General features: G+C 68.9%; 16 protein-coding genes, 1 tRNA gene and 5 pseudogenes. 11 read left to right on the top strand and 11 right to left on the bottom strand.

The window, feature by feature from the left end; genetic code table 11:
- Positions 1-42 precede the first annotated feature (42 nt).
- Both KVT44_RS41835 and KVT44_RS41830 read left to right on the top strand, forming a co-directional pair.
- A pseudogene (locus KVT44_RS41835) lies at positions 43-159 on the top strand (HNH endonuclease); the annotation flags it as partial.
- A gap of 178 nt (positions 160-337) precedes the next feature.
- A complete protein-coding gene (locus tag KVT44_RS41830) occupies positions 338-961 on the top strand; it encodes a LysE family translocator (protein ID WP_217573112.1) in 624 nt (207 codons plus the stop codon).
- On the opposite strand, the gene KVT44_RS41825 is transcribed toward KVT44_RS41830, so the two are convergent.
- Positions 889-1239, bottom strand: a complete 351-nt coding sequence (locus KVT44_RS41825; protein WP_217573110.1) for a DUF6417 family protein — start codon at positions 1237-1239, stop codon at positions 889-891. The genes KVT44_RS41830 and KVT44_RS41825 overlap by 73 nt on opposite strands.
- Positions 1240-1370: 131 nt before the next feature.
- Between KVT44_RS41825 and KVT44_RS41820 the strand changes: the two genes are divergently transcribed.
- The 4 genes and pseudogenes from KVT44_RS41820 (at position 1371) to KVT44_RS41805 (ending at position 3627) form a co-directional block, all read left to right on the top strand.
- Positions 1371-1444, top strand: a tRNA-Met gene (locus tag KVT44_RS41820).
- A 379-nt stretch (positions 1445-1823) separates the two neighbouring features.
- On the top strand, positions 1824-2222 hold the full coding sequence (locus KVT44_RS41815; RefSeq protein ID WP_254650638.1) for a VOC family protein: 399 nt from the start codon (positions 1824-1826) through the stop codon (positions 2220-2222).
- A gap of 221 nt (positions 2223-2443) precedes the next feature.
- A pseudogene (locus KVT44_RS41810) lies at positions 2444-2674 on the top strand (transposase); the annotation flags it as partial.
- Positions 2675-3054: 380 nt separating this feature from the next.
- Complete coding sequence (locus tag KVT44_RS41805) at positions 3055-3627, top strand: GNAT family N-acetyltransferase (protein ID WP_217573231.1); 573 nt, start codon at positions 3055-3057, stop codon at positions 3625-3627.
- Positions 3628-4181: 554 nt separating this feature from the next.
- Here KVT44_RS41805 and KVT44_RS41800 read toward each other — a convergent pair.
- Positions 4182-5090, bottom strand: coding sequence for a hypothetical protein (locus tag KVT44_RS41800; RefSeq protein ID WP_217573106.1), 909 nt, complete (start codon positions 5088-5090; stop codon positions 4182-4184).
- Positions 5091-5543: 453 nt separating this feature from the next.
- Between KVT44_RS41800 and KVT44_RS41795 the strand changes: the two genes are divergently transcribed.
- Positions 5544-6527 carry a serine protease gene (locus KVT44_RS41795; protein WP_217573104.1) on the top strand — a complete coding sequence of 328 codons (984 nt, stop codon included), beginning with the start codon at positions 5544-5546 and terminating at the stop codon, positions 6525-6527.
- 172 nt (positions 6528-6699) lie between these two features.
- On the opposite strand, the gene KVT44_RS41790 is transcribed toward KVT44_RS41795, so the two are convergent.
- Positions 6700-7314, bottom strand: a complete 615-nt coding sequence (locus tag KVT44_RS41790; protein ID WP_217573102.1) for a dihydrofolate reductase family protein — start codon at positions 7312-7314, stop codon at positions 6700-6702.
- 186 nt (positions 7315-7500) lie between these two features.
- Between KVT44_RS41790 and KVT44_RS41785 the strand changes: the two genes are divergently transcribed.
- Both KVT44_RS41785 and KVT44_RS58865 read left to right on the top strand, forming a co-directional pair.
- Positions 7501-8241 (top strand): SDR family NAD(P)-dependent oxidoreductase, encoded by a 741-nt coding sequence (locus KVT44_RS41785; RefSeq protein WP_217573100.1) that lies wholly within the window; start codon positions 7501-7503, stop codon positions 8239-8241.
- Positions 8242-8260: 19 nt separating this feature from the next.
- Positions 8261-8443, top strand: a pseudogene (locus tag KVT44_RS58865) (IS5/IS1182 family transposase); the annotation flags it as partial.
- Positions 8444-8799: 356 nt separating this feature from the next.
- Here the strand turns inward: KVT44_RS58865 and KVT44_RS41775 are convergent.
- The gene (locus KVT44_RS41775) at positions 8800-9213 is read right to left on the bottom strand and encodes an SRPBCC family protein (protein ID WP_217573096.1); all 414 of its coding nucleotides are present in this window, start codon (positions 9211-9213) and stop codon (positions 8800-8802) included.
- A 29-nt stretch (positions 9214-9242) separates the two neighbouring features.
- Positions 9243-10253 carry an aldo/keto reductase gene (locus KVT44_RS41770; RefSeq protein ID WP_217573094.1) on the bottom strand — a complete coding sequence of 337 codons (1011 nt, stop codon included), beginning with the start codon at positions 10251-10253 and terminating at the stop codon, positions 9243-9245.
- 147 nt (positions 10254-10400) lie between these two features.
- On the opposite strand from KVT44_RS41770, the gene KVT44_RS41765 reads away from it, so the two are divergent.
- Together KVT44_RS41765 and KVT44_RS58860 are read left to right on the top strand one after the other, a co-directional pair.
- Positions 10401-11300, top strand: a complete 900-nt coding sequence (locus KVT44_RS41765) for a LysR substrate-binding domain-containing protein (protein WP_217573092.1) — start codon at positions 10401-10403, stop codon at positions 11298-11300.
- A 131-nt stretch (positions 11301-11431) separates the two neighbouring features.
- Positions 11432-11719, top strand: a pseudogene (locus tag KVT44_RS58860) (hypothetical protein); the annotation flags it as partial.
- 415 nt (positions 11720-12134) lie between these two features.
- Here the strand turns inward: KVT44_RS58860 and KVT44_RS41760 are convergent.
- The 6 genes and pseudogenes from KVT44_RS41760 to KVT44_RS41735 form a co-directional block, all read right to left on the bottom strand.
- Positions 12135-13010 carry a PhzF family phenazine biosynthesis protein gene (locus KVT44_RS41760; protein ID WP_217573090.1) on the bottom strand — a complete coding sequence of 292 codons (876 nt, stop codon included), beginning with the start codon at positions 13008-13010 and terminating at the stop codon, positions 12135-12137.
- Positions 13011-13148: 138 nt separating this feature from the next.
- Positions 13149-13695: pseudogene (locus tag KVT44_RS41755) on the bottom strand (transposase).
- Positions 13696-13795: 100 nt separating this feature from the next.
- Positions 13796-14017, bottom strand: a complete 222-nt coding sequence (locus KVT44_RS58855; protein ID WP_225900651.1) for a hypothetical protein — start codon at positions 14015-14017, stop codon at positions 13796-13798.
- A 399-nt stretch (positions 14018-14416) separates the two neighbouring features.
- Positions 14417-16162 (bottom strand): hypothetical protein, encoded by a 1746-nt coding sequence (locus KVT44_RS41745; protein WP_217573087.1) that lies wholly within the window; start codon positions 16160-16162, stop codon positions 14417-14419.
- Positions 16163-16320: 158 nt separating this feature from the next.
- Entirely contained in the window at positions 16321-17598 is a 1278-nt protein-coding gene (locus tag KVT44_RS41740; RefSeq protein ID WP_217573085.1) for a hypothetical protein, read from the bottom strand.
- A gap of 108 nt (positions 17599-17706) precedes the next feature.
- Complete coding sequence (locus tag KVT44_RS41735) at positions 17707-18996, bottom strand: hypothetical protein (RefSeq protein WP_217573083.1); 1290 nt, start codon at positions 18994-18996, stop codon at positions 17707-17709.
- Positions 18997-19347 lie beyond the last annotated feature (351 nt).

Raw genomic sequence — 19347 nt, 5'->3', positions numbered from 1 at the left:
ACTTGACGGCATAGCAACGTGAGGTGTCTGGGACAGCCGCACTCCGCCTGGACGGCCAAGGAACGCGAGGCCTACGCCAACGACCTGGCCGACGCCCGCGCCCTCACCGCAGTCTCCACCGCCGGCAACTGCAGCAAGAGCGATCAGGACCCCAGCACCTGACAGCCGCCCACCCAGGGCTACCGCTGCCAGAACGCAACCGACTCCCCCACCGAACACCCCGCGCCCGCTGACCCGCACCACCCGGCGCGACCGCTCCGGCCGCCGACGGCCGGAGGTCCCTTGTCGGAACCCATAGGGGGTTGTGAGGCACCCGATCGCTCGGCAGGCTGACCCAATGTTGAGTTCCGTGATTGCGTTCGCCGGTGCGGCTTTTCTGATTGCGATGGTCCCGGGGCCGAGCACGGCCGTGATCCTGCGCCGTGCGGTGATGAATGGCCGCAGAAGCGGTATCGCCACGGTCCTGGGCAATGAGTGCGGAGTGCTGCTGTGGGGCCTCGCGGCGGCGTTGGGGCTCTCCGCCCTCCTGCTGGCGTCGAAGGTCGCCTACGACGCGATGCGGATCTTCGGCGCCGCGCTACTGGTGTGGATGGGAGCGCGCGCGTTGTGGCGGGCGCGGCGGCCCGGCGGGCCGGGTGAGGAACCGGCGGAAACGGCGGCGGTATCGCACCGACGGGCGTACTGGCAGGGGTTGGTCACCAACTTCGCCAATCCCAAGGCGGGCGTGTTCGCCGTTTCCTTCCTGCCGCAGTTCGTGCCGCAGGGAGTTCCCGTACTGCCGACCTTGCTCGCCTTCTCGGTGATCTGGGCCGTGATCGACCTGCTCTGGTACCTTCCGCTGATCTGGCTGGCCGGACGGGTCCGCGGTGTGCTCCAGCGGCGGTCGATTCAGCGCCGGATGGAGCAGATTTCCGGAGCTGTCCTGGTCGGGCTGGGGCTGCGCCTGGCGGTCGAGTCGTAGACAGTCGGAGCCGGCCTGTGCACCGCGCCGTACTCGTGGCCGCAGCGGTTGGCCTCCGCGGCGGAGCCCGCCATCCGGTGCAGCCACAACCCGTACGCCACCGACGCCATCTGCTCCTGCGTCAGATACAGCCGCCACCGCTTGATCCCGTGGTCGCACGACGCCGCCCTGACCTGCTCGGCCAGCCCCGTCAGCGAGCGGCATCCGGAGCCGAGCCGGCCGGTGCGGCCGACGAACACCCGCAGCGCCGCCATCTGTGACGGGACCAGCTCCACCACCTGCCCGTCTGCTTCCTCCTCACCGAGCGGTGTGCGCCGCGCCCATACGCGTTCGCCGACCGTAAGCCGATCGGTCCACGGCGATCATGGACTCGGGGCCGGGATAATTGGCGTAGGGTGGAGGAATCCGACGCGGGGTGGAGCAGCTCGGTAGCTCGCTGGGCTCATAACCCAGAGGTCGCAGGTTCAAATCCTGTCCCCGCTACTACAACCTGAGGGGCCGGCACGATGTGCCGGCCCCTCAGGCGTGTCCAGCCCCGCGGCGCGCGGTTGCAGCACGCGCGCCGGACAGTCACCTCTGAGGGAAGAGCGGGGGCGGCTGACGCCCCGTTCCGGGCGGATGACCAATGAGGGGCCTTCCTTCCGTGCGGTTGGTCATGGTGGGTGAGATGAGATCCCCGGTTCTGGTAGCTGAGCATTCCGAGGGATATTGGCTGCGCGTTTCCAGCTCAGCCATGCGCGTAAGTGTCGAGCACCGAAACGATGGTGGCTGGCGGTGTCCGTGAGGCCGGTGTCAGAGGCAGGTCCTAGCCTCGTCCTCGAAGGACTGACGCCTGTAACCGGAGGGCAGCACCATGGCCTCGATGCCACAGAAGATCACCACTTTCCTCATGTTCGAGGGCAGGGCGGAGGAGGCGCTGACCTTCTATATGTCGTTGTTCGACGACGCCGAGGTCGTTGACATCTCCCGCTACGGCGCCGACGGCCCCGGCGAGGCGGGCACGGTCCAGCGCGCCACGTTCTCGCTCGCCGGACAGCGGTTCATGTGCATCGACAGCTACGTCAAGCACGCCTTCGGGTTCACCCCGGCTGTGTCCCTGTACGTCGAGTGCGACACCGAGGCCGAGCTCGACCGCCTCTATGGCGCCCTCGCCGAACAGGGCACGGAGCTGATGCCGCTGGGCTCGTACGGCTTCAGCGCCAAGTTCGGCTGGGTGAACGACCGCTTCGGCGTCTCCTGGCAGCTGAACCTGCAGGAGTGACAGTGGATCACTCCTCGGGCCCGTGTACCCCGGATAGTAGGGGCTACCGGCGTCGAGCCGCAGCGTCGCCACCCATACGTTGCGCGTGCGTTGGTGCCTTGCAGTTGCTTGGCTGCGTCAACACAACACGGTGCCAATGCCCGGGACCTTTCGCTCAACCGTCGGTGGCATACGCTCAGCCTTCCCCCTCATAGGACATCTTGTTGGTGAGACCCGGTCCGGAAGCGGTGTTGGTGGTCGATGAGACCGGCGACCTGAAGAAGGGTGTCGCCACGGTGGGCGTGCAGCGCCAGTACACCGGCACTGCTGGGCGCATCGCGAACAGTCAGGTCGCCGTCTACCTCGCCTGTTCCACCTCGGGCGGACACGCGGCGATCGACCGGGAGCTGTATGTGCCGCACTCGTGGACCATGGATGCGGCCCGCTGCCGGGCCGTCGGGATCCCCGAGGAATCGGCTTCGCGATCAAAGCCGCCCTCGCCGTCCGTGTGATCGACCACCCTGAATACCGATGTCCGCGCGGCCTGGGTGGCCGCCAGACACTGGGCGTGCAGGTCGGCGGTCAGAGATGAGCGGCACCATCAGCCGGATCCGTGGGCCCCGGCATTCCGGAGCACCTTCGGATTCTCGGATCTCATGGACGATACCGCCGTCACTGGCGTCCGGGGCCTCGGCCGCCGGGTCGCCGCCGGGTCGCCGCCGGGTCAGAGGTACTTCGTGAAAAACGGCGACAGGTGGGCCGTCACCTGGTCGACGTACTCGGGGATGTCGTAGAGAGAGACGTGTCCGGCACCGTCTATGACGGCCAGCTAGTGCATGACAGCATCGCTGCCATGGACTACAGATATGCCACTGCGGCTGACGCCCCGGCTATGGCTGAACTCTTCGCGGCCAATGACTACGACTCCCTCACGGAACAGGAGCGCGCTGACCAGGGTTTCGTGCAAGGTGGCCTCGATGTCGGCAGGTTGCGCTCGATGGCCGACGACGGGAGCCTTCTCGTCGCGGACGATGCGGGGCGCCTGGCCGGCCTGCTCGGTCTTGCCGCGCCGGGCAGCATGCCGAGTCCGCCGCCGCCGGTGCAGGCGCTGTTGAGTACGCAGGACTCGTTGCAGTGGCAGGGACACTCTCTCAGTTCAACACGCTGGCTGCTCTATGGGCCTGTGGTGGTCGCTGCCGCCTACCGAGGGAAGGGGGTGGCTCGCGGGCTGTTCACCACGGCGATCCAAGCGGCTTCGGAGCGGGCCGACGTAGTGGTCGCGTTCATAGAACTGGCCAACCAGACGTCGTGGAAGGTCCATGTCGACAGATTCGGCATGACCCCTCTGGGCGAGTTCGTCATCGGCGATCGCGCCTATGGCGTAGTCGGCACATCCGCCAAGCAGTCAGCGGAACCTGGAGCCTGAGCAGGGTCAGGTCTTGCCCCGAAGGCCCCCGCTACAGCCTCCGCTTCGCCGACAGGCGTGGGCGATCACCGCGGTCGGTGACACGTGGTCCGAAGCAGCAGCCGTGCGCCTGCCGTCCTCTCAGCCGATGTCTCACCTTCCTTACTGGCTCCGTGCCGGGCTTCCGAAGCCAGGGCGCGCCATCGGTGAAATCCGGCGTGTCGAAGGGGGCTTCTACACCATGGGCTAGGGAGTTCGGCCACGACATCGCCGATCGAGACTGGCTCCACGATGAGCGGTCGGTATGAGTCGGAGCGCGATAGCAGAGCAAGTGAGGTGGTGGCGGTTCCGCTACCCGCTACTGGTGACCGGGGATCCTGCTGAACAACTGCCGCCGACACGGTCCCATCGCCCATCAATCTCGAGTGACGCCCTCTGTGGTCCACAGGTTGGCCACGCAGAACAGGTCGGTGCCCATGACAGAGTTCTGCACGCTCGCGGCCGTGACCAGCACCGCGAGCCGCAGTCCGAGGGCGCCTGCGCCTTGCGTAACCCGGCCGACACTTGATGTGGCGTCAGCCGCTTGAACCTGGCGGCGTCCCCGGGGTGTCCGCACGGCGGGACCGGAAGCGCTTGAGGAGGAGCGTCGTGCCCGCAGCAGCGAGGAGTACGCCACCCGCGGCCCAGGCCACCACTTCGGTGCGGGATGTCCCGGAGGGATGCGCCGCCTGCTGCGTGGGGCAGGTGGTTGCTCTGGAGGCAGGGGCGATGCGCAGCCGGGCCCAGGGCTGGTTCGGGTGGTTCTCGCCCTGGTCGGGAGTGTGCTGGTAGACGGGGTAGAGGCCGGGCGCAGCGTCGCATCTGAGGGTGGCGGTGGCGGTCAGGACCGCTCGTGCGCCGCGCAGGACGGGCCGGTCGGCGAAGGCCGGGGACGAGAGGGCGATGACCCCGTCCATTCCCTCGTCGTAGTTGTCGGTGATTGTGATGCGGCTGCCGGCGCGGAAGGACCTGACATCCCATTCCGACTGGGGCCACGTGGTGTTCGCCGCCCAGTGTTCCTCCCGGTCGGGCGGGGGCATCTTCTTGACCTTGTCCCGGCAGGCGCGACGCGCGGCCTCGTCGGCCGGTTCAACGCGTACGTGTGCCCACGGGGCCCCGTGCTCGGCCGGGCGTGTGTCTCCGGCACTGGTCAGCGTGACGGGGTAGGTGCCGGGCCGGGCGTCGCAGGCGATGGTGACGGCGGCCGTCAGCCGGGGTGCCGTCATGCGCATCCGCCCGGCCTTCAGCAATACCGGGGAGGTAATGGTGTCGCCGTTCACGGCCTGTCCGCTCGCTGCGGTGACGGCCAGCGTGTCGCCGGGATGCGCGGACCGGACGCTGCCGAGCGGCAGCGGTGCCGGTTCGGCGGCGGAGGCCGGGCCGGCGACCAGGAGGGGCAGCAGGAGCGGCAGTGCCACCACTGCCGCGGTGCGCAATCGGTCCATTGCCTCGCCTGTCTGCCTTATGACGCCACGTCAAGCCGCATGTGACGCTACGCTACCAACCGTCACGCCGAACATATATGCGATTATGTGAGATCGACATCGCCCGCCGTTCGGCTTCCTCCAAGACGGAAAGACACCTCGTTGAGTTCCAGTTCCAGATGGATTCCGGCCCTGGCGCTCGGTCTGTGCGCGGGCATACTCGGCACGGGCCAGGCGCTTGCCGCGACCGGTACTCCGGTGCCGTCCCGTACTCCGGTGCCGTCCGGCACTCCGGAGCCGTCGGTCCCCGCTGTACCGACGGCCCGTCCGACAGGGCCCGGGGCGGCGGCAGTGTCGTCTGCCCCCTCGGCGACGCCGACACCACCCGCGCAGCCCAGCCACCCGTCTGTATCCCCGACCTCCTCCGGCGGCCCAAGCCTGAGTGAGGAAGAGAAGTACTGGACAGCCAACCGTATGGACAACGCGGTGCCGCTCGACAGCCCACCCGGCCGGGCCCCCGCAGCCTCGGCGCCCCGCATCGGCACGCGCAGCACGCCGCCGGCCGGCACGCCCCGTCCCGAGCACTTCGGCGGCCACCCGATGGTGGGCACGTTCTTCTACGACGGCAGGCCCTTGGGCGGCAAGAGCACGTACTGCACGGGCAGCGTGGTGCACACGGCCGCCCATGACATCGTCCTGACCGCCGGGCACTGCGGCCGCGGCCTGCAGAGGGCCACCCACCGCATCTTCGTGCCGCAGTACCGCGACGGGCTGTCCGCCGCGAACCAGCCGCGCGGCGTCTTCGCGGTGTCGCAGATGTACATCGATCCGCGCTACGCGGCCAACACCAAGAAGCCCACCTCCGACCTGGACCTGGCCTTCGCGCAGGTCGATCCCAACAGCCGGGGCAAAGTGGAGGACGTGACGGGCGCTCTGACGTTCACTCCCACCACCAAGTACACCCACAAGGTCACGGTCATCGGGTATCCCAGCTCCGAACGCGTCAATTCGAAGCACCAGGCGATCCGCTGCCCCGTCACCACCTCGCGCCTGCCCGGTTACCGGCAGGTGCGCATGACTTGCACCGGCTTCTACGGAGGGGTCTCCGGCGGCCCGTGGATCGAGGACTACGACCGCACCACCGGTACCGGCAAGGTCGTCGGCAACACCGGCGGGTACAACGGAGGTGGCAACGACGCCAACGACGACTGGGTGACGTACGCGCCCATCTACGGCAAGGACGCCAAGGACCTGTTCAACGACGCCGCCGCCCATCGCACGGTGGGCGCGAGGCCGCCCTACCGACCGTCGAGGGACAGACCGGTCCTGCCCGGCTCGGCGGGCACCTGGCAGTACGCCAAGCTCCTGGCCTCCGGCGACTTCCGCCACACCGGGTACACCGACACCGGCGCCACCCGACTCGGGACCGAGCACACACTCGTGGCCGCGACTTCCTGAGCCACAACCACCGCAGCCCGGCGCCCCGCCACCACCAGGGCGCCGGACCACTCGCGACTCCGCGGCGACGGTATGCCGATACAGCTGGATGGGACTTCGTCCTGGACCGCCGAAGGCTTTCGGTCCCGGCAGCGGTAGCGGGCTGCCGGGACCGAGCGTTGTCCGTGCCGGGTCACTTCACGAAGCGGTACTTCAGGTGGGTGGCGAGGGGCGTGTCGACCACCCTGACCGGCTCAAGGTTCCGCCGCCCGGCGCCCAGTCCCTCGAAGAGCCGCAGTCCCTCTCCGAGGAGCACGGGCACCACGTGCAGCTGAAGTTCGTCGATGAGCCCCTCCCTGAGGTACTGCTGCACCGTGCTCGCCCCGCCCGCGATGTCGACGTTCCTGTCCCCGGCGGCGGCCTTCGCCTGGTCGAGGGCGCTGTGGATGCCGTCGGTGACGAAGGTGAAGGTGGTGCCGCCCTCCTTGACCAGGGCCGGCCGGGGACGGTGGGTGAGCACGAAGACCGGGGCCCTGAACGGCGGGTTGTCACCCCAGAACTCCTCACCCGTGTCGTACATCATCCGCCCCATGACCACCGCTCCGGTGGCATCGAACCACTCGCGCATCAGCGCGGAGTCGCGGTTCTCCTCCCCGCCGGTCATGCCCTGACGCTGCCGCCAGCTCGCCAGGTTGTGGATCCACTCGAAGAGCGGCTCGGCGCCGTCGCCTCCCGGGTTGTCGATGGCGACGTTGGTGCCGGCGATGCACCCGTCGAGGGAGATGGCCATGTCCGCGGTTACGGTCACGATGGGGTTGCTCCTGAAGTCCTGGGATGTGCTGCCTTCACTCTCACGTCGATCGGGAGCCGACGTATTCGACATGCCCGGCGACACTCGACAACTCCGCCCGCCAGAGGGCGCCCTCCCGGCGGTTGAACGCCAGGTCTGATTCCCGCCAGCTTTCCCGCACTGGCGCCAACAATGCTCAACCCTATGAATCGACTTGAAGGAAACGTGGCCCTGATCACGGGCGGAAGCCGGGGTATCGGTGCCGCTGTGGCATTACGACTGGCCGAAGAAGGCGCCGACCTCGTCCTGACCTTCGAGAACAACGCGGAACGCGCCGGCGAGGTCGTGGAGCAGATCAAGGCCAGAGGGCGCCGAGCCCTTGCCATCCAAGCCGACAGCGCGGTCCCTGAGGCACTCACCGCCGCGGTGGACGAGGCCGCCGCGACGTTCGGCAGACTCGACATCCTGGTCAATAACGCCGGGGTCTTCCTCGTCGGCCCACTTGAAGACCTGGGGTCGGCAGAGATCGACCGCACTCTGGCGGTGAACGTCCGGGCGCCGTTCGCAGCGTCCCAGGCCGCAGTGCGTCATATGGACCAGGGCGGCCGCATCATCAGCATCGGCAGCAATGTCGCCGAGCGTACGGTCTTCCCCGGACTGGCGCTGTACTCGATGAGCAAGACGGCTCTGGTCGGGATGACGAAGGGCCTGGCCCGGGAACTCGGCCCGCGTGGAATCACCGTCAATCTGGTGCACCCCGGGCCCACCGACACGGACGCCAACCCCGCCGACGGGCCGAACGCCGAGATGATCGCCGGCTTCACCGCTGTTGGCCGCTATGCGGAAGCGGCCGAGATCGCGGCCACCGTCGCCCACCTGGCAAGTGCGGACGGCGCGTACATCACTGGAGCCTCGATCCACGTCGACGGCGGCTTCACCGCCTGACACGCGACCTCTCCCCCGCAACCAACTCTTCGCCGACCGCGGCTACGACCACGACGCCCACCGCGTCCAGGTCCGCGCCCATGACATCGGGCCGGCCATCGCCCGTCGCGGCACGCGCCACGACACCGGGCTGGACATCCAAGAAACGCTCCTCGAACGGGCCTGCCGCCTCATCACCCACCGACAACTGTCAGGGTTCCGTTACGTACCCTTCCGTCCATTGGTCCTCGTCGATCACTGCCTCTTCGATAGAGAAGCAGTTGGGCTCGTCGGTAAAACCGGGAAGACTCCGGGCCCGTTCGATGCGTTTCTGCGCGGCCTCGCGGCTCGAACAGGTGCCGAGGTGTTTGACGTCGTCGCCGGCTTCTTCGTCGGACCAGAAGTCATCGGGATGTGCTAGGAGCCGAATCGCTCCGTCTTCTTCGGCCCGGTGGTGGACTGAGCCAGGATGACGGGCAGCGGGGCGGAACCCGCAAGGCCCAGCCCCGTGGCGTCAGTTGACGCCCGCCGGGCACCATGCGGCGCCGGACGGCGCTACCCAGCGTCCCGTGTCCGTGCTCACGCGTCGAGTGTCTTCTTCAGTGCGGCCAGACCCTCGGCGTAGATGCCGTGGAACAGGGTGATCGCTTCCTCTTCGCTTGTCCCTGCCGGTGTGAAGGTGCCGGACCACTCCACACGGCTCTCCCCGCGGGACACTTCGTGCACGGTGAGGGTGGAGCGGTAGCCGGTGACGGGGAACGGGGCCTGGAGAATGGAGTAGCTGTACGTGCGCGCCTGGTTGTCGAACGCTTCGAGGCGTTCGACGATGACGCCGCCTTCCTCGTTCGCGAGGCTGCGGACGCGGCCGCCCTCACTGAGCGTGCTCGTGGGAATGTAGGGCAGCCAGTCAGGCAGGGAGTCGAAGCCGCCGATGAGCTGCCAGACACGCGCGGCGGGTACGGGGATGTCGATGGTTGCGGTCGTAGTTGCCATGGTCGTCTCCTGAACAGGTGAGGTAGAGGTCAGGCACTGGGTACGGGGGCGTCCTGAGCGATCAGCCCCTCCGTGCGCAGAGCCGTCCAGAAGGCCGCCGGGACCCTCTCGCCGAGTGCGGCGACGTCCTCTGCGATGCGGCTCGGCCGAGAGGCGCCGGGGATGGCCGCGGCGACCGCGGGGTGAGCAAGGGAGAACTGCAGCGCAGCCGCCTTGATGCCGACGCCGTACCGCCCTGCGAGTGCCTTGATGCGCTCCACCTTGGTGATGACCGGGGCGGGCGCCTTCTGGTACTCGAAGTGCTGTCCGCCGGCCAGGACGCCTGAGCTGTACGGTCCGCCGACGACGATGTCGACGTTCTGGGCCTTCGCGGCCGGCAGCAGCCGCTGCAGGGCGCGCTCGTGGTCAAGCAGGGTGTAGCGGCCGGCGAGGAGGAACGCGTCCGGCTTCGGCTCGTCGAGGTCCAGCGTCAGCTCCAGGGGCTCGACCCGGTTCACCCCAAGGCCCCAGGCCCTGATGACCCCTTCGTCGCGCAGCTTCTGCAGGACCCGGAATGCGCCGGTACGGGCCGTCTCGTACGCGGCGAGCCACTCGTCGCCGTAGAAGTCCTGCGCGACGTCGTGCACCCACACGATGTCGAGGCGGTCTGTCTTCAGTCGCTTGAGGCTGTCCTCGATGGTGCGCAGCGTGGCGTCGGCCGAGTAGTCGTTGACGATCTTGTTGGGGCGTCCGTGTTCGAACAGTCCGCCCTTCTCGCCCAGGTCGCGGGCGGCGGGGTCCTCGATCTCGTCGAGGATGACGCGGCCGACCTTCGTGCTCAGGACGAACTCGTCGCGGGGGCGGCCGGCCAGGGCTTCACCGAGCCGGATCTCGGACAGGCCCGCGCCGTAGAAGGGCGCGGTGTCGAAGTAGCGGATGCCGTTGTCCCAGGCGGCGTCCACGGTGGCCGCGGCCTCCTCGTCGGGTATGGCCCGGAACATGTTGCCCAGCGGTGCGGTGCCGAAGCCCAGGCGGCCGGGCAGGAAGGACTTGATGGCCATGGTGCGGATCCTTGCTGTACGAGTTGCGACGGATGTTCTTCATGCGCCGTTCGCGCGGTCCGTCGGTCTGACACGTTCGAGGCTAGGATCTAGACTTGAGACTGTCCAAGACTTACTTGGACACACTTGAGTCCCTAGAGGTCTGACATGCTTGACCTGCGGCAACTCCGCTACTTCGTCGCCGTCGCCGAGACCGAACACGTCGGCCAGGCCGCCGAGCGGCTGCACATGTCCCAGTCACCGCTCAGCCGGCAGATCGCGCAACTCGAGCAGAACCTGGGCCTCACCCTGTTCGAACGGGGCCAGCAGAGAATCCGGCTCACCCGGGACGGCCAGGTCTTCCTGGCCGAAGCCCGTGCGCTACTGCGGCATGCTGATCGTCTGGAGAACCTGGGCCGACGGCTGGGCCGCGGAGAAGAGGGCGGCCTGTGCATCGGCTACGTCGCCGACGCCATGCACACCGGCATCCTGCCCGGCGCACTACGCGCTCTGCACAACGAACGCCCCGGCATCCACATCGCGCTGTACAACCTTCCGCTCGTCGAGCAGTTTGAAGGCCTGCGGCAGCGCAGCCTCGACATCGCGCTCGTCCATGAACCTCCGACCGCGGACGACCCTGACCTACTGGCCGCACCCCTGCTCGAGGACCCGCTGCTACTGGCCCTGCCCGCGGGGCATCCACTCGCCGAACAGGAAAAGGTGACTCCCGGGGACCTCGATGGTCAGCCGTGGATCGCAGTCGAGAATGCCCAGGACCCCGCCTGGCGGGACACGTTCGTCGCCACCTGCACGGCAGCCGGCTTCACCCCCGACATCCGCCTCGACGCCGCCGAGCCACTGACCGCGCTCGGGCTGGTCGCCTCCGGACTCGGACTCGCATTCGTGCAGAAAAGCATGGTGCGCGCCACCACCGAGGATGTCGCGGTGCGCGAGCTTCCCTGGCACGACACATGCATCCAGCTGTGGGCCGCATGGCACCGAGTCGACCTGCGGCCCCTGGTGACATCGTTCCGCGCCACAGTCCTGCGCGCCAGCAGCGCCGCCTAGGGCCTGTCCGACAGGTCTATGCCCTGGTGGGCAGCGACGTCTGACGGCCGGCAAAGGGTCCCACGTACGGCCGGTTGCCATGTGACGTTCCGTAGCGGGCGAGAGCCGATACCGTGCGGCCATGCCCGACGAATCCTCAGCTGGCGAAGATCGACCTCGGACATGGTCCGCGTCTGCTGGCGCTGCCCTGCGTTCTGATGTGGGCCACCGCATGGATGGAAAGTGCCAACGAGGTGATAGCTCCGCTGCTCGGGCTGCCTGAGCTTCCGGTGGCCGACTTGCCAGACGCACCGGGGCACGTGCTCCTCCATCGTGTCGATTCCACGATCGGCCTGACCGATACGGACCTTGCGGTCATCGACGACTGGCTGCGAGACCGGCGTACTCAGGCTCAGCAGCGGGAGCAGGGGCAGGGATAGAACGGGCTCCACCGTTTCGGCGTCGTCGCCCGGTTTCTCCGGCCGCAAAGCTGTTGCGGGAGGCGGGTGCTTGTTGCTGAAGAGGGTGACGTCAGGGCCAACTCGGTGCCGAGGGCTTCGGAACCGCGTAACGCTTCCGGGCCGCCGACGGCTCCTGCACGGGAGGAGCCGCCGGTGTCGGTCTCGCGGCGAACGCGGCAGCGCTCGGGCAGGTGAGGATCCCACGCCACGAGTCGTGTCCGAGCAGGCGGAGGCGCCGGGCCCACCGTGGCCCCGACCGCGCGCGTTGGTCAGTGGCCTTGTCTGAAGCTGTAAGGCCTGTTGACTCGCTTCTCGACCACCTGGATGCGAGAAAGCCGTTCGGATCACCTGCACCGTGACGCCGATCCGAACGGCTTCAGAGCGGGCTGGCCCTTCAGCTGATGCGAGCTCCCGTGCCGCTGACACGGACGCGCGGGTCACCCGCGCGCAGCATCACCGTGAGTTCGCCAGGGCGGCCCAGATCCTCGCCCTGCTGCAGGGTGAGGACGGCGTCCTCGGGGACCAGGCCGAGTTCACGGGCGTACGCACCGAACGCGGCGGCCGCGGCGCCGGTTGCCGGGTCCTCGACGACGCCGCCGACGGGGAACGGGTCACGGACATGGAAGACGGTGGCCGACTCTCGCCACACCAACTGGACCGTGGTCAGGTCCAAGCGGTGCATCAGGGCTTCGAGGCGCGCGAAGTCGTACGCGAGATCTGCGAGGCGCGCGCGTGTCGCCGCCGCGAGAACGAGATGGCGGGCACCGGCGAACGCGATATGGGGCGGGAAGGTCGGGTCGAGATCGGCGGCCGGCCAGCCGAGCGCGGCGAGCGCCTCCGTGAGGTCGGCGTCGGCGATCTCCTCGATGTGCGGCTCGACACTGGTGAGTGTGGCCCTGACGGTCCCGCCCTCCTCGGCCACCTCCACCGGCACGGCGCCGACGCGCGTCGCGAATATCAGCTCCCCGGGGCCTATCCGCTCGGCGAGCGCGACGGCGGTCGCGACGGTGGCGTGCCCGCAGAACGGCACCTCGGCCTTGGGGCTGAAGTAACGGATGCTGTACGCCCGGCCCTCCTGGCCGCCGAGGCCCTCCGGGGGCGCGGTCAGGAATGCGGACTCCGAGTATCCGAGGTCGGCGGCGATAGCCAGCATGTCACTGTCGTCCAAGGCGGTGGCATCCAGCACGACGCCGGCGGGGTTTCCACCGTCCGGGGCGCTGGAGAAGGCGGTGTATCGCAGTACCTCGGGTCGCGGCGCATTCATCGTCATACGTGCGGCAACGCGGGGCGGGCTCGCGGCTATTCCGGGACGTGAGTGGAGGCGGGCATGGGCCCCGGCGGCGAGCCGCACATCGATACAGACCCACCCTTTCTCTTCCCGAACTGGGCCTCCGTGCCAACAGGTGGGTCATGGGCGTCGCCTCGGGCGGTTGTCCCAACGGTGGGTGGCCAGAACTGTCGGATGAGACTTCGGACGGCGGTGATCGTGTCGGCGAGGTCGAAGAAGTCGTCGATGACGGTGGTGCGCCGCTCGTAGCAGCGGGCGAGTGCGCGGGTCTTGTCCGAGTCGTAGCCGGCGTCCAGGCGCACGGGGATGTCATCGGGCAACGGGCCGAGGTCGTCCAGGCGATCGCGGGTGGGGGCGAGCGGTGGAGAGTCGTGACGGTCTCGCCGCCTCCGGGGGCGATCTGCTTGAGCCGGGCGAAGACGCCAAGTCGTATCCACTCGTCGCGACGATTGCGGATCGTGGTGGCCGAGCAGGCCATGTCGACGATCGCCTCGTAAGGACAGTTGAAGCGCAACAGTTGCAGGAGCTTGTCAAAGATGACCCGGTCGCTGAAGCGCCGACGGTGGCAACCGAGCGGATGGTCCGGGTGGAACTCTGGCCGCTTGGGAAGCAGGGCCGGGAATTGGTCCCAGAGCGGTTCGGTCAGCCATGACGGAAGCGCGGGCACAGGTCTCCCCGGTGATCACAGAGTGTCGCAAATCCATGATCACCAGGAGCGTACCCGTTCTGTCACCGAGGTACCCCACCGCGCCGATCTGCGCGGTCTCTTAGATGGTGACGCAGATGTTGTCCTCGATGGTGCGGCCGTCGCGCTCCAGGCCGCCGCAGACGAGACGGTTGGACTGCTCGTAGCCCACCGTCCACTTGTGGGATGCGGCGCTGACTCGAGGGGAGCGGAATTCGCCCCAGTAGGCACGCAGAGTCCCAGGCAGGCCGTCCTTGGTGTAGACGGTGATGTCCTGGACGAACTTGTTCTGATGTGCGGTCATGACGCAGATGTACGTGCCGCAGTGGGAATCGACTCCGCGCGTCGCCGCGCCGGCCGGCACTGCGGCTGCGAGGGGAGCGATGGAAAGCGCCGTTGCGAGAATGAGGCCGAAGCGAGTGATCTTCATGCCCGGCCCAACGCCCGAAGTAGCCGCCAGACACGCAAACATCACCCTCCGGCTCGCGGTGGCATCGCCGACTGCCGCCCTTCCCACACGTGGCCACCGCATTTCCCGCGCGCCGGGTCCACCCCGTCCGACGCGGGCGGCAACCGGCAGGGCAGATACCCAGATCCGTCCCTTGAAGTATCAGTAAGGGTCCGGCAGGACCGCAGGGCGCCTCCACAGAGGCGCCCGGCTCAAGCTCGCCAAGTCGGTCCTTCGCCGGCATCGCCAGGCCTCTCACGCTTCCAGGTCCGCCGCCAACTCCGTCCTCCAGTGCGCGGACATCCGCCGACTCAGGATCGTCGCGGCAGCCGCCGGCGCCCCCGCATGGACGAACTCGCGCAGTGCGCGAGCCGCCTCCACGCGCAGGGCCCACGCGCTGAAATCGGACTGGGTCACGGGGTCGTTGTCGTCGCACCAGGCGCGCTGCCCGCTGACCCTCTGCCGGGCCGCCCACGCCTCGGCGGTGAGTGTACGAATACGCAGGTCAAGGCCGCTGTCCGGGGTGAGGTCGACCGTCTCGCCGCGAGCGGTGCGGGCCAGCGCGTCGCTCACTTCGTCGTACACGTCGAACCGGGTCTCCGCCGCCAGTCGCCCCAACTGAGCAGCCACCGCCGTACGCAGCCGGGCAGGCGGTGTCCGTTCGATCAGTGCGGCCAGGTCGAAGTTCCGGACTCTGCCGACGTACTGGCCAGCGGCCCTGCCGACATCCTCCAGCACGGGCAGGAGCAGGGCGCTCGCCAGCTCCGCGTCCGTATCGTCGTCCGGCCGGTACGTGATGCCGAACTCCCCCTCCAGTTCGGCCAGGAAGCGGGCGTACGCCGCCGTCGACCTGGGCCAGAGGTCACCGCCGCCCTCGCGCGGCGACAGGACATGACGCACGTCCTCCGGCCCCGGTACGCCGTCCTCGGCGACCGTGACCTGGACCTCCGGCCCCCGTCTGGTCAGGGCGACCGCGCGCGTGTCCGCGGACACCCTGCGCAGCACCTCCGAGCGGGTGAACTGGGCGGCGCCACCCTCCTGGGTCGCGTAGGCCCATCCGTCGGCGCTGCCCGCGCGAACCATCGGACGGTACGCCGCCCACGTCGAGTCCGCCGACTTTCGGGCCCGGGCACGCGTGCGCGGGCTGACGGTGTCGGGGATCGCGCCCAGCCTGCGCAGCAGTTCGGCCGGGGTGAGGTGCTCCGCGAAGACGACGTCGGGCTGGTTCGGCGGGGGCGGTGACGGGATCCTGTACCGGACCATGGCGAGGTACGCGCCGTTCGACCCGCCCACCGGAACGAGCGGCTCCGAGGGAGCCGGCCGCTCCGGCTCCGGTTCGGCGGACTCGGCGGCCAGTGCGAGCGGGGAGACCGGGTCGGGGACGGCGGTCGCCTCGGCCTCCCACAGCAGGGCACCCTCGTACGCCAGCGGTGTCCGGCCGTCGAACGGGCGGCCCCTTTCCAGGGCGTCCGCGAGGTCGGCCAGTGCGTGGCGCAGGGACACCCATCCCGTGAAGGAGGGCGTGTCCTCGTCGAAGTAGCGGCCGAGACGGCCCCAGTTGCGGCCTGGGTGACAGGAGAGGAACAGGCCGTCGGAGGACTGCCAGCCGATGCCAAGGGTGATGAGCAGCCAGTCGTGATGCCAGTACGTGGCAAGTTCGTCGTCGTCCCCGTCGTCCTCGCCATCCTCGTCGAGGGCGTGGTCGTCCGGGACGTCCGCGCTGATGCCGCGCAGGAACGAGGTGCTCTTGACGATGTCCGCGACGCAGGACAGCGGGCCGTAGTGTGTCAACACGGGCGCCCCCGGCTGGAGTTCCACACCGTCGTGGCAGCTCAGCGAGGCCACCAGGTCGGAGTGGAAGCGGACCCCGAGCGCGCGCTCGGCAGCCCTGATGTCCGACGTCGACGCCGGCGGGCGCAGCAGGGCGTGACTGACGGGCGCGTGCCGCAACAGCCACGCGTCGATACGGCCCCACGAGTCCTCAACGGCGGGAACACTCATGATCGGACCATACGCGCCGCCACTGACAACGGGCCCGGGCAAGGGCCTTCCTCGGCTGGTGAAAGCCGTTGCGCACCACCAGCCGCTGTCCCTGCTCGTCAGCAGTGTGGCGCGGGGTCCTCAGGTCCGTCTCACTCGTGGACCAGTCTCAATGTGTCTCATGACCTTGGCCCCACGAAGACGTCGACGGTGTCGTTGGTGTCGCCGCGAACGAGGTTCGTGGCCGCCGAGGAGAAGGCGATCCGGTGGTCACTGAGCGACGTGGAGCCCACCGCGGGCCGGTCCGCCTCCGTGCCGTCGGCCGCCGCACTCACCCGCTCGACGGCGCCGGTCCTCAGGTCCTTGACGAAGACGTCGGCGAGGCCGTTGGTGTCGCCAGGGACGAGGTTGGTGGCCGCCGAGACGAAGGCGACGCGGCGGCCGTCCCCGCTCAGGCTCGCGGCGGAGCTCACCCCGTCGGCCTGGGTGCCGTCGGCCGCGGTGCTGACACGCACGGTCGTCTGCGTCTTCCGATCGAAGGCGAACACGTCGGTGACCTTGTTGGTGTCGTCGGGCACCAGGGAGGCGACGTTGGAGGAGAAGGCGAACATCCGGCCGTTCGCGCTGATCGACGAGTCGAACGAACTCTCCTTGTAGACGAAGCGAGTGGGCCGGCTGATCTGCTCCGTCGTGCCCTTCAGCCGGTCGCGGACATAGACGTTCCTGGCGTGCGTCCAGTCGTGGTTCGGGTCCAGCTGGTCCGCCGTCTCGAAGGCGACATGGCGTCCGTCGGCGCTGAGCGACGCCGAGAGGGAGTCTCCTTCCCCGAGAGTGCCGTCGGTGCGGTACTGGACCAGTTCGTTCTTCCCCGTGCGCCGGTCGTGGACGATCACGTCGTCCCGGCCGTTGGTGTCGCCGGGGGCGGCGTCCGGGGTCGCGGTGGTGTAGGCGACGATCCGGCCGTTCGCGCTGATGGCGGGCGAATAGTTCAGGCGGCTGCGGGGCGGGGCGTCGGCGTGGCCGTGGCTGATGCGCTCGGTCCGGTGGGTGCGGCGGTCGTAGAGGTAGATGTCGTCGAGGCCGTTGTCGTCGTCCTCGGTGAGCGCGGCCGTGGTGGCGAAAACGACGTTGCGGCCGTCGCCGCTGAGCGCCACGCCCGTCGCCGGGCCCTCGGCGACGCGCTGGGTGCGGCCGGTGCGCAGGTCGTGCACGAAGACGTCGGCGACGCCGTTCGTATCCCCTCGGACCAAGTTGGCGGCGGCCGAGACGAAGGCGATGTAGCGACCGTTCGCGCTGAGCGCGGGTTCGGCGGAGGCGCCGTCGGCCTGCCGCCCGTCGGTGGCGACGCTGGCCCGGGCGGGGCCGGGCGAGGAGTGCTGGGCGGCGGCCGGCAACGCGGTGCCGGCGAGCGTGGCCGCCACGGCGGCGCTCAGAGTGGTGCGGCGTGCGAAATGCATGGAAGGCCCCTGTTGTTCCGTGCGAGTGCCATGTTGGCCGTGCACAAGCCTTTTGCTCCGTGCGAGCTACTAGCTGTTCCCCGCAAGTCCCTTGGAGGACCGGGGAGTTCAGCGGAGGCGACGCACGAAGCCGTCGTAGTGACCGTTGGTGTCGTCGAGGGCGAGCTGGGCTGATTCGCTGCCCAGGCCGATGCGCCGGGCCCCGGCGCTCACCGAGTACACCGCCACGGAGACGTCCGTGACGGGCTCACCGGTGACGGACTCGCTCACCAGACGGGTGGTGCCGGTGCGCAGGTCGCGGAGGTAGACGTTGGCCGGCCCGAGCCGTCCGTCCGCCAGACGGGGATCCGCCTGATAAGTCAGGTACCGGCCGTCCGGGCTGAGCCGGGGCTCGCGCACCCGGTTCTCGTCGGCGGGACCGGCGTTGACGCGCCGGGTGACGTCCTTGCGCAGGTCGCGGACGTAGACAGTGGAGGCGGCACTGGCGGTTTCACCCGGGACCAGTTCCTCATCACCCCAGTAGTCGAATGCGATGGTCCGGCCGTCCGCGGAAAGCGAGGCGGGCATCGCGTACCGCTGTGCCGGGGTGCCGTCCGGCTTGACGTTGACCTGTTCCTCGGTGCCGGTGCGGCGGTCGTGCACCCACGTGCGCCCGTACGAGCTGCGCGGCACCAGCTGCGTGTACGCCACGTAGCGGCCGTCGGCGCTCAGACCCTGCAGGAGCGCGGGGTTGTCCGGGCGGTCCCGGTTGGTGATCCGCTCCACGACGCCGGTGCGGCGGTCGAGGACGTACACGACTCCGAAGAGGTCGCCGGGGTCGGCCTCCATCCGGTCGGCCTTGGCGTTGAAGGCGATGTAGCGGGCATCCGCCGACATGGTGGCGCCGGCCGCGAAGGCGGAACCTCCGTCGAGGGCGACGCTGATCCGCTCCGTGGTGCCGGTGCGCCGGTCGTGCAGGTAGATGTCGTCGGCCGCGGCGTTCGTGGGCGGATTGTCCCAGCGGACCAGGTTCCTGGCGTTGGAGCGGAACAGGATGTACCGCCCGTCGGCACTGACGGCCTGCGCTGACGACTCGCTGTCGGCCTGTGCGCCGTCCGAACTGACGCTGACCCGCTCGACTGTCCCCTTGCGCAGATCACGCACGAAGACGTCACCGAAGCCGTTGGTGTCGCCGGGCACCAGGTTGGACGCGTACGCCGTGAAGACCGCGAAGCGGCCGTCGGCGCTGAATTGCGGTCCGTACGAGTCGTCGTTGCCCTGCTCCCCCGTCGCCGACAATGTGATCCGCTCGGTCTCCGGCTTCGGCGCCGACGTGGCCGATGTCGCCGATGTCGCCGACAGCGCGACCATCGCCCCCGCGAGCGCCGCGACGGACACCCCACGCATGGTTCTGAACACGATTCCCCCTGTGTTTCCCCGTTGACGCATCTCCCCCGGCCCCGCGCCGAGGGCTTTCTTCGAGGCAAGCGCACCACCATGCACAGGGTCAATCCCTAGAATTGAGTACAACTCGGGCACACCATCAGGCGTCCGCGAGGAGACCTCGTCCAGGAGGTCCCATGCATGGCCGAAAACCTACGCCCGGCCCATTGCAACTGGCGTGCGTCGGTCACCCGAGTCCGGCGTTGGTCAGTCGGATTGCTCGGGCCCCGTGGACGGGGTGCTTTCGGCCGGCCCCCCGAAGTCCGGGCTGGTGAAGTCCGGGCTGGTGAAGCTCGGGCGCGGGCCGGCCGCGGGTCCGCCGTCGGG

Source organism: Streptomyces sp. GbtcB7 (assembly GCF_019091445.1).
Classification (GTDB): Bacteria; Actinomycetota; Actinomycetes; order Streptomycetales; family Streptomycetaceae; genus Streptomyces; species Streptomyces mirabilis.
This window is presented reverse-complemented; position numbering and strand designations above follow the sequence as displayed.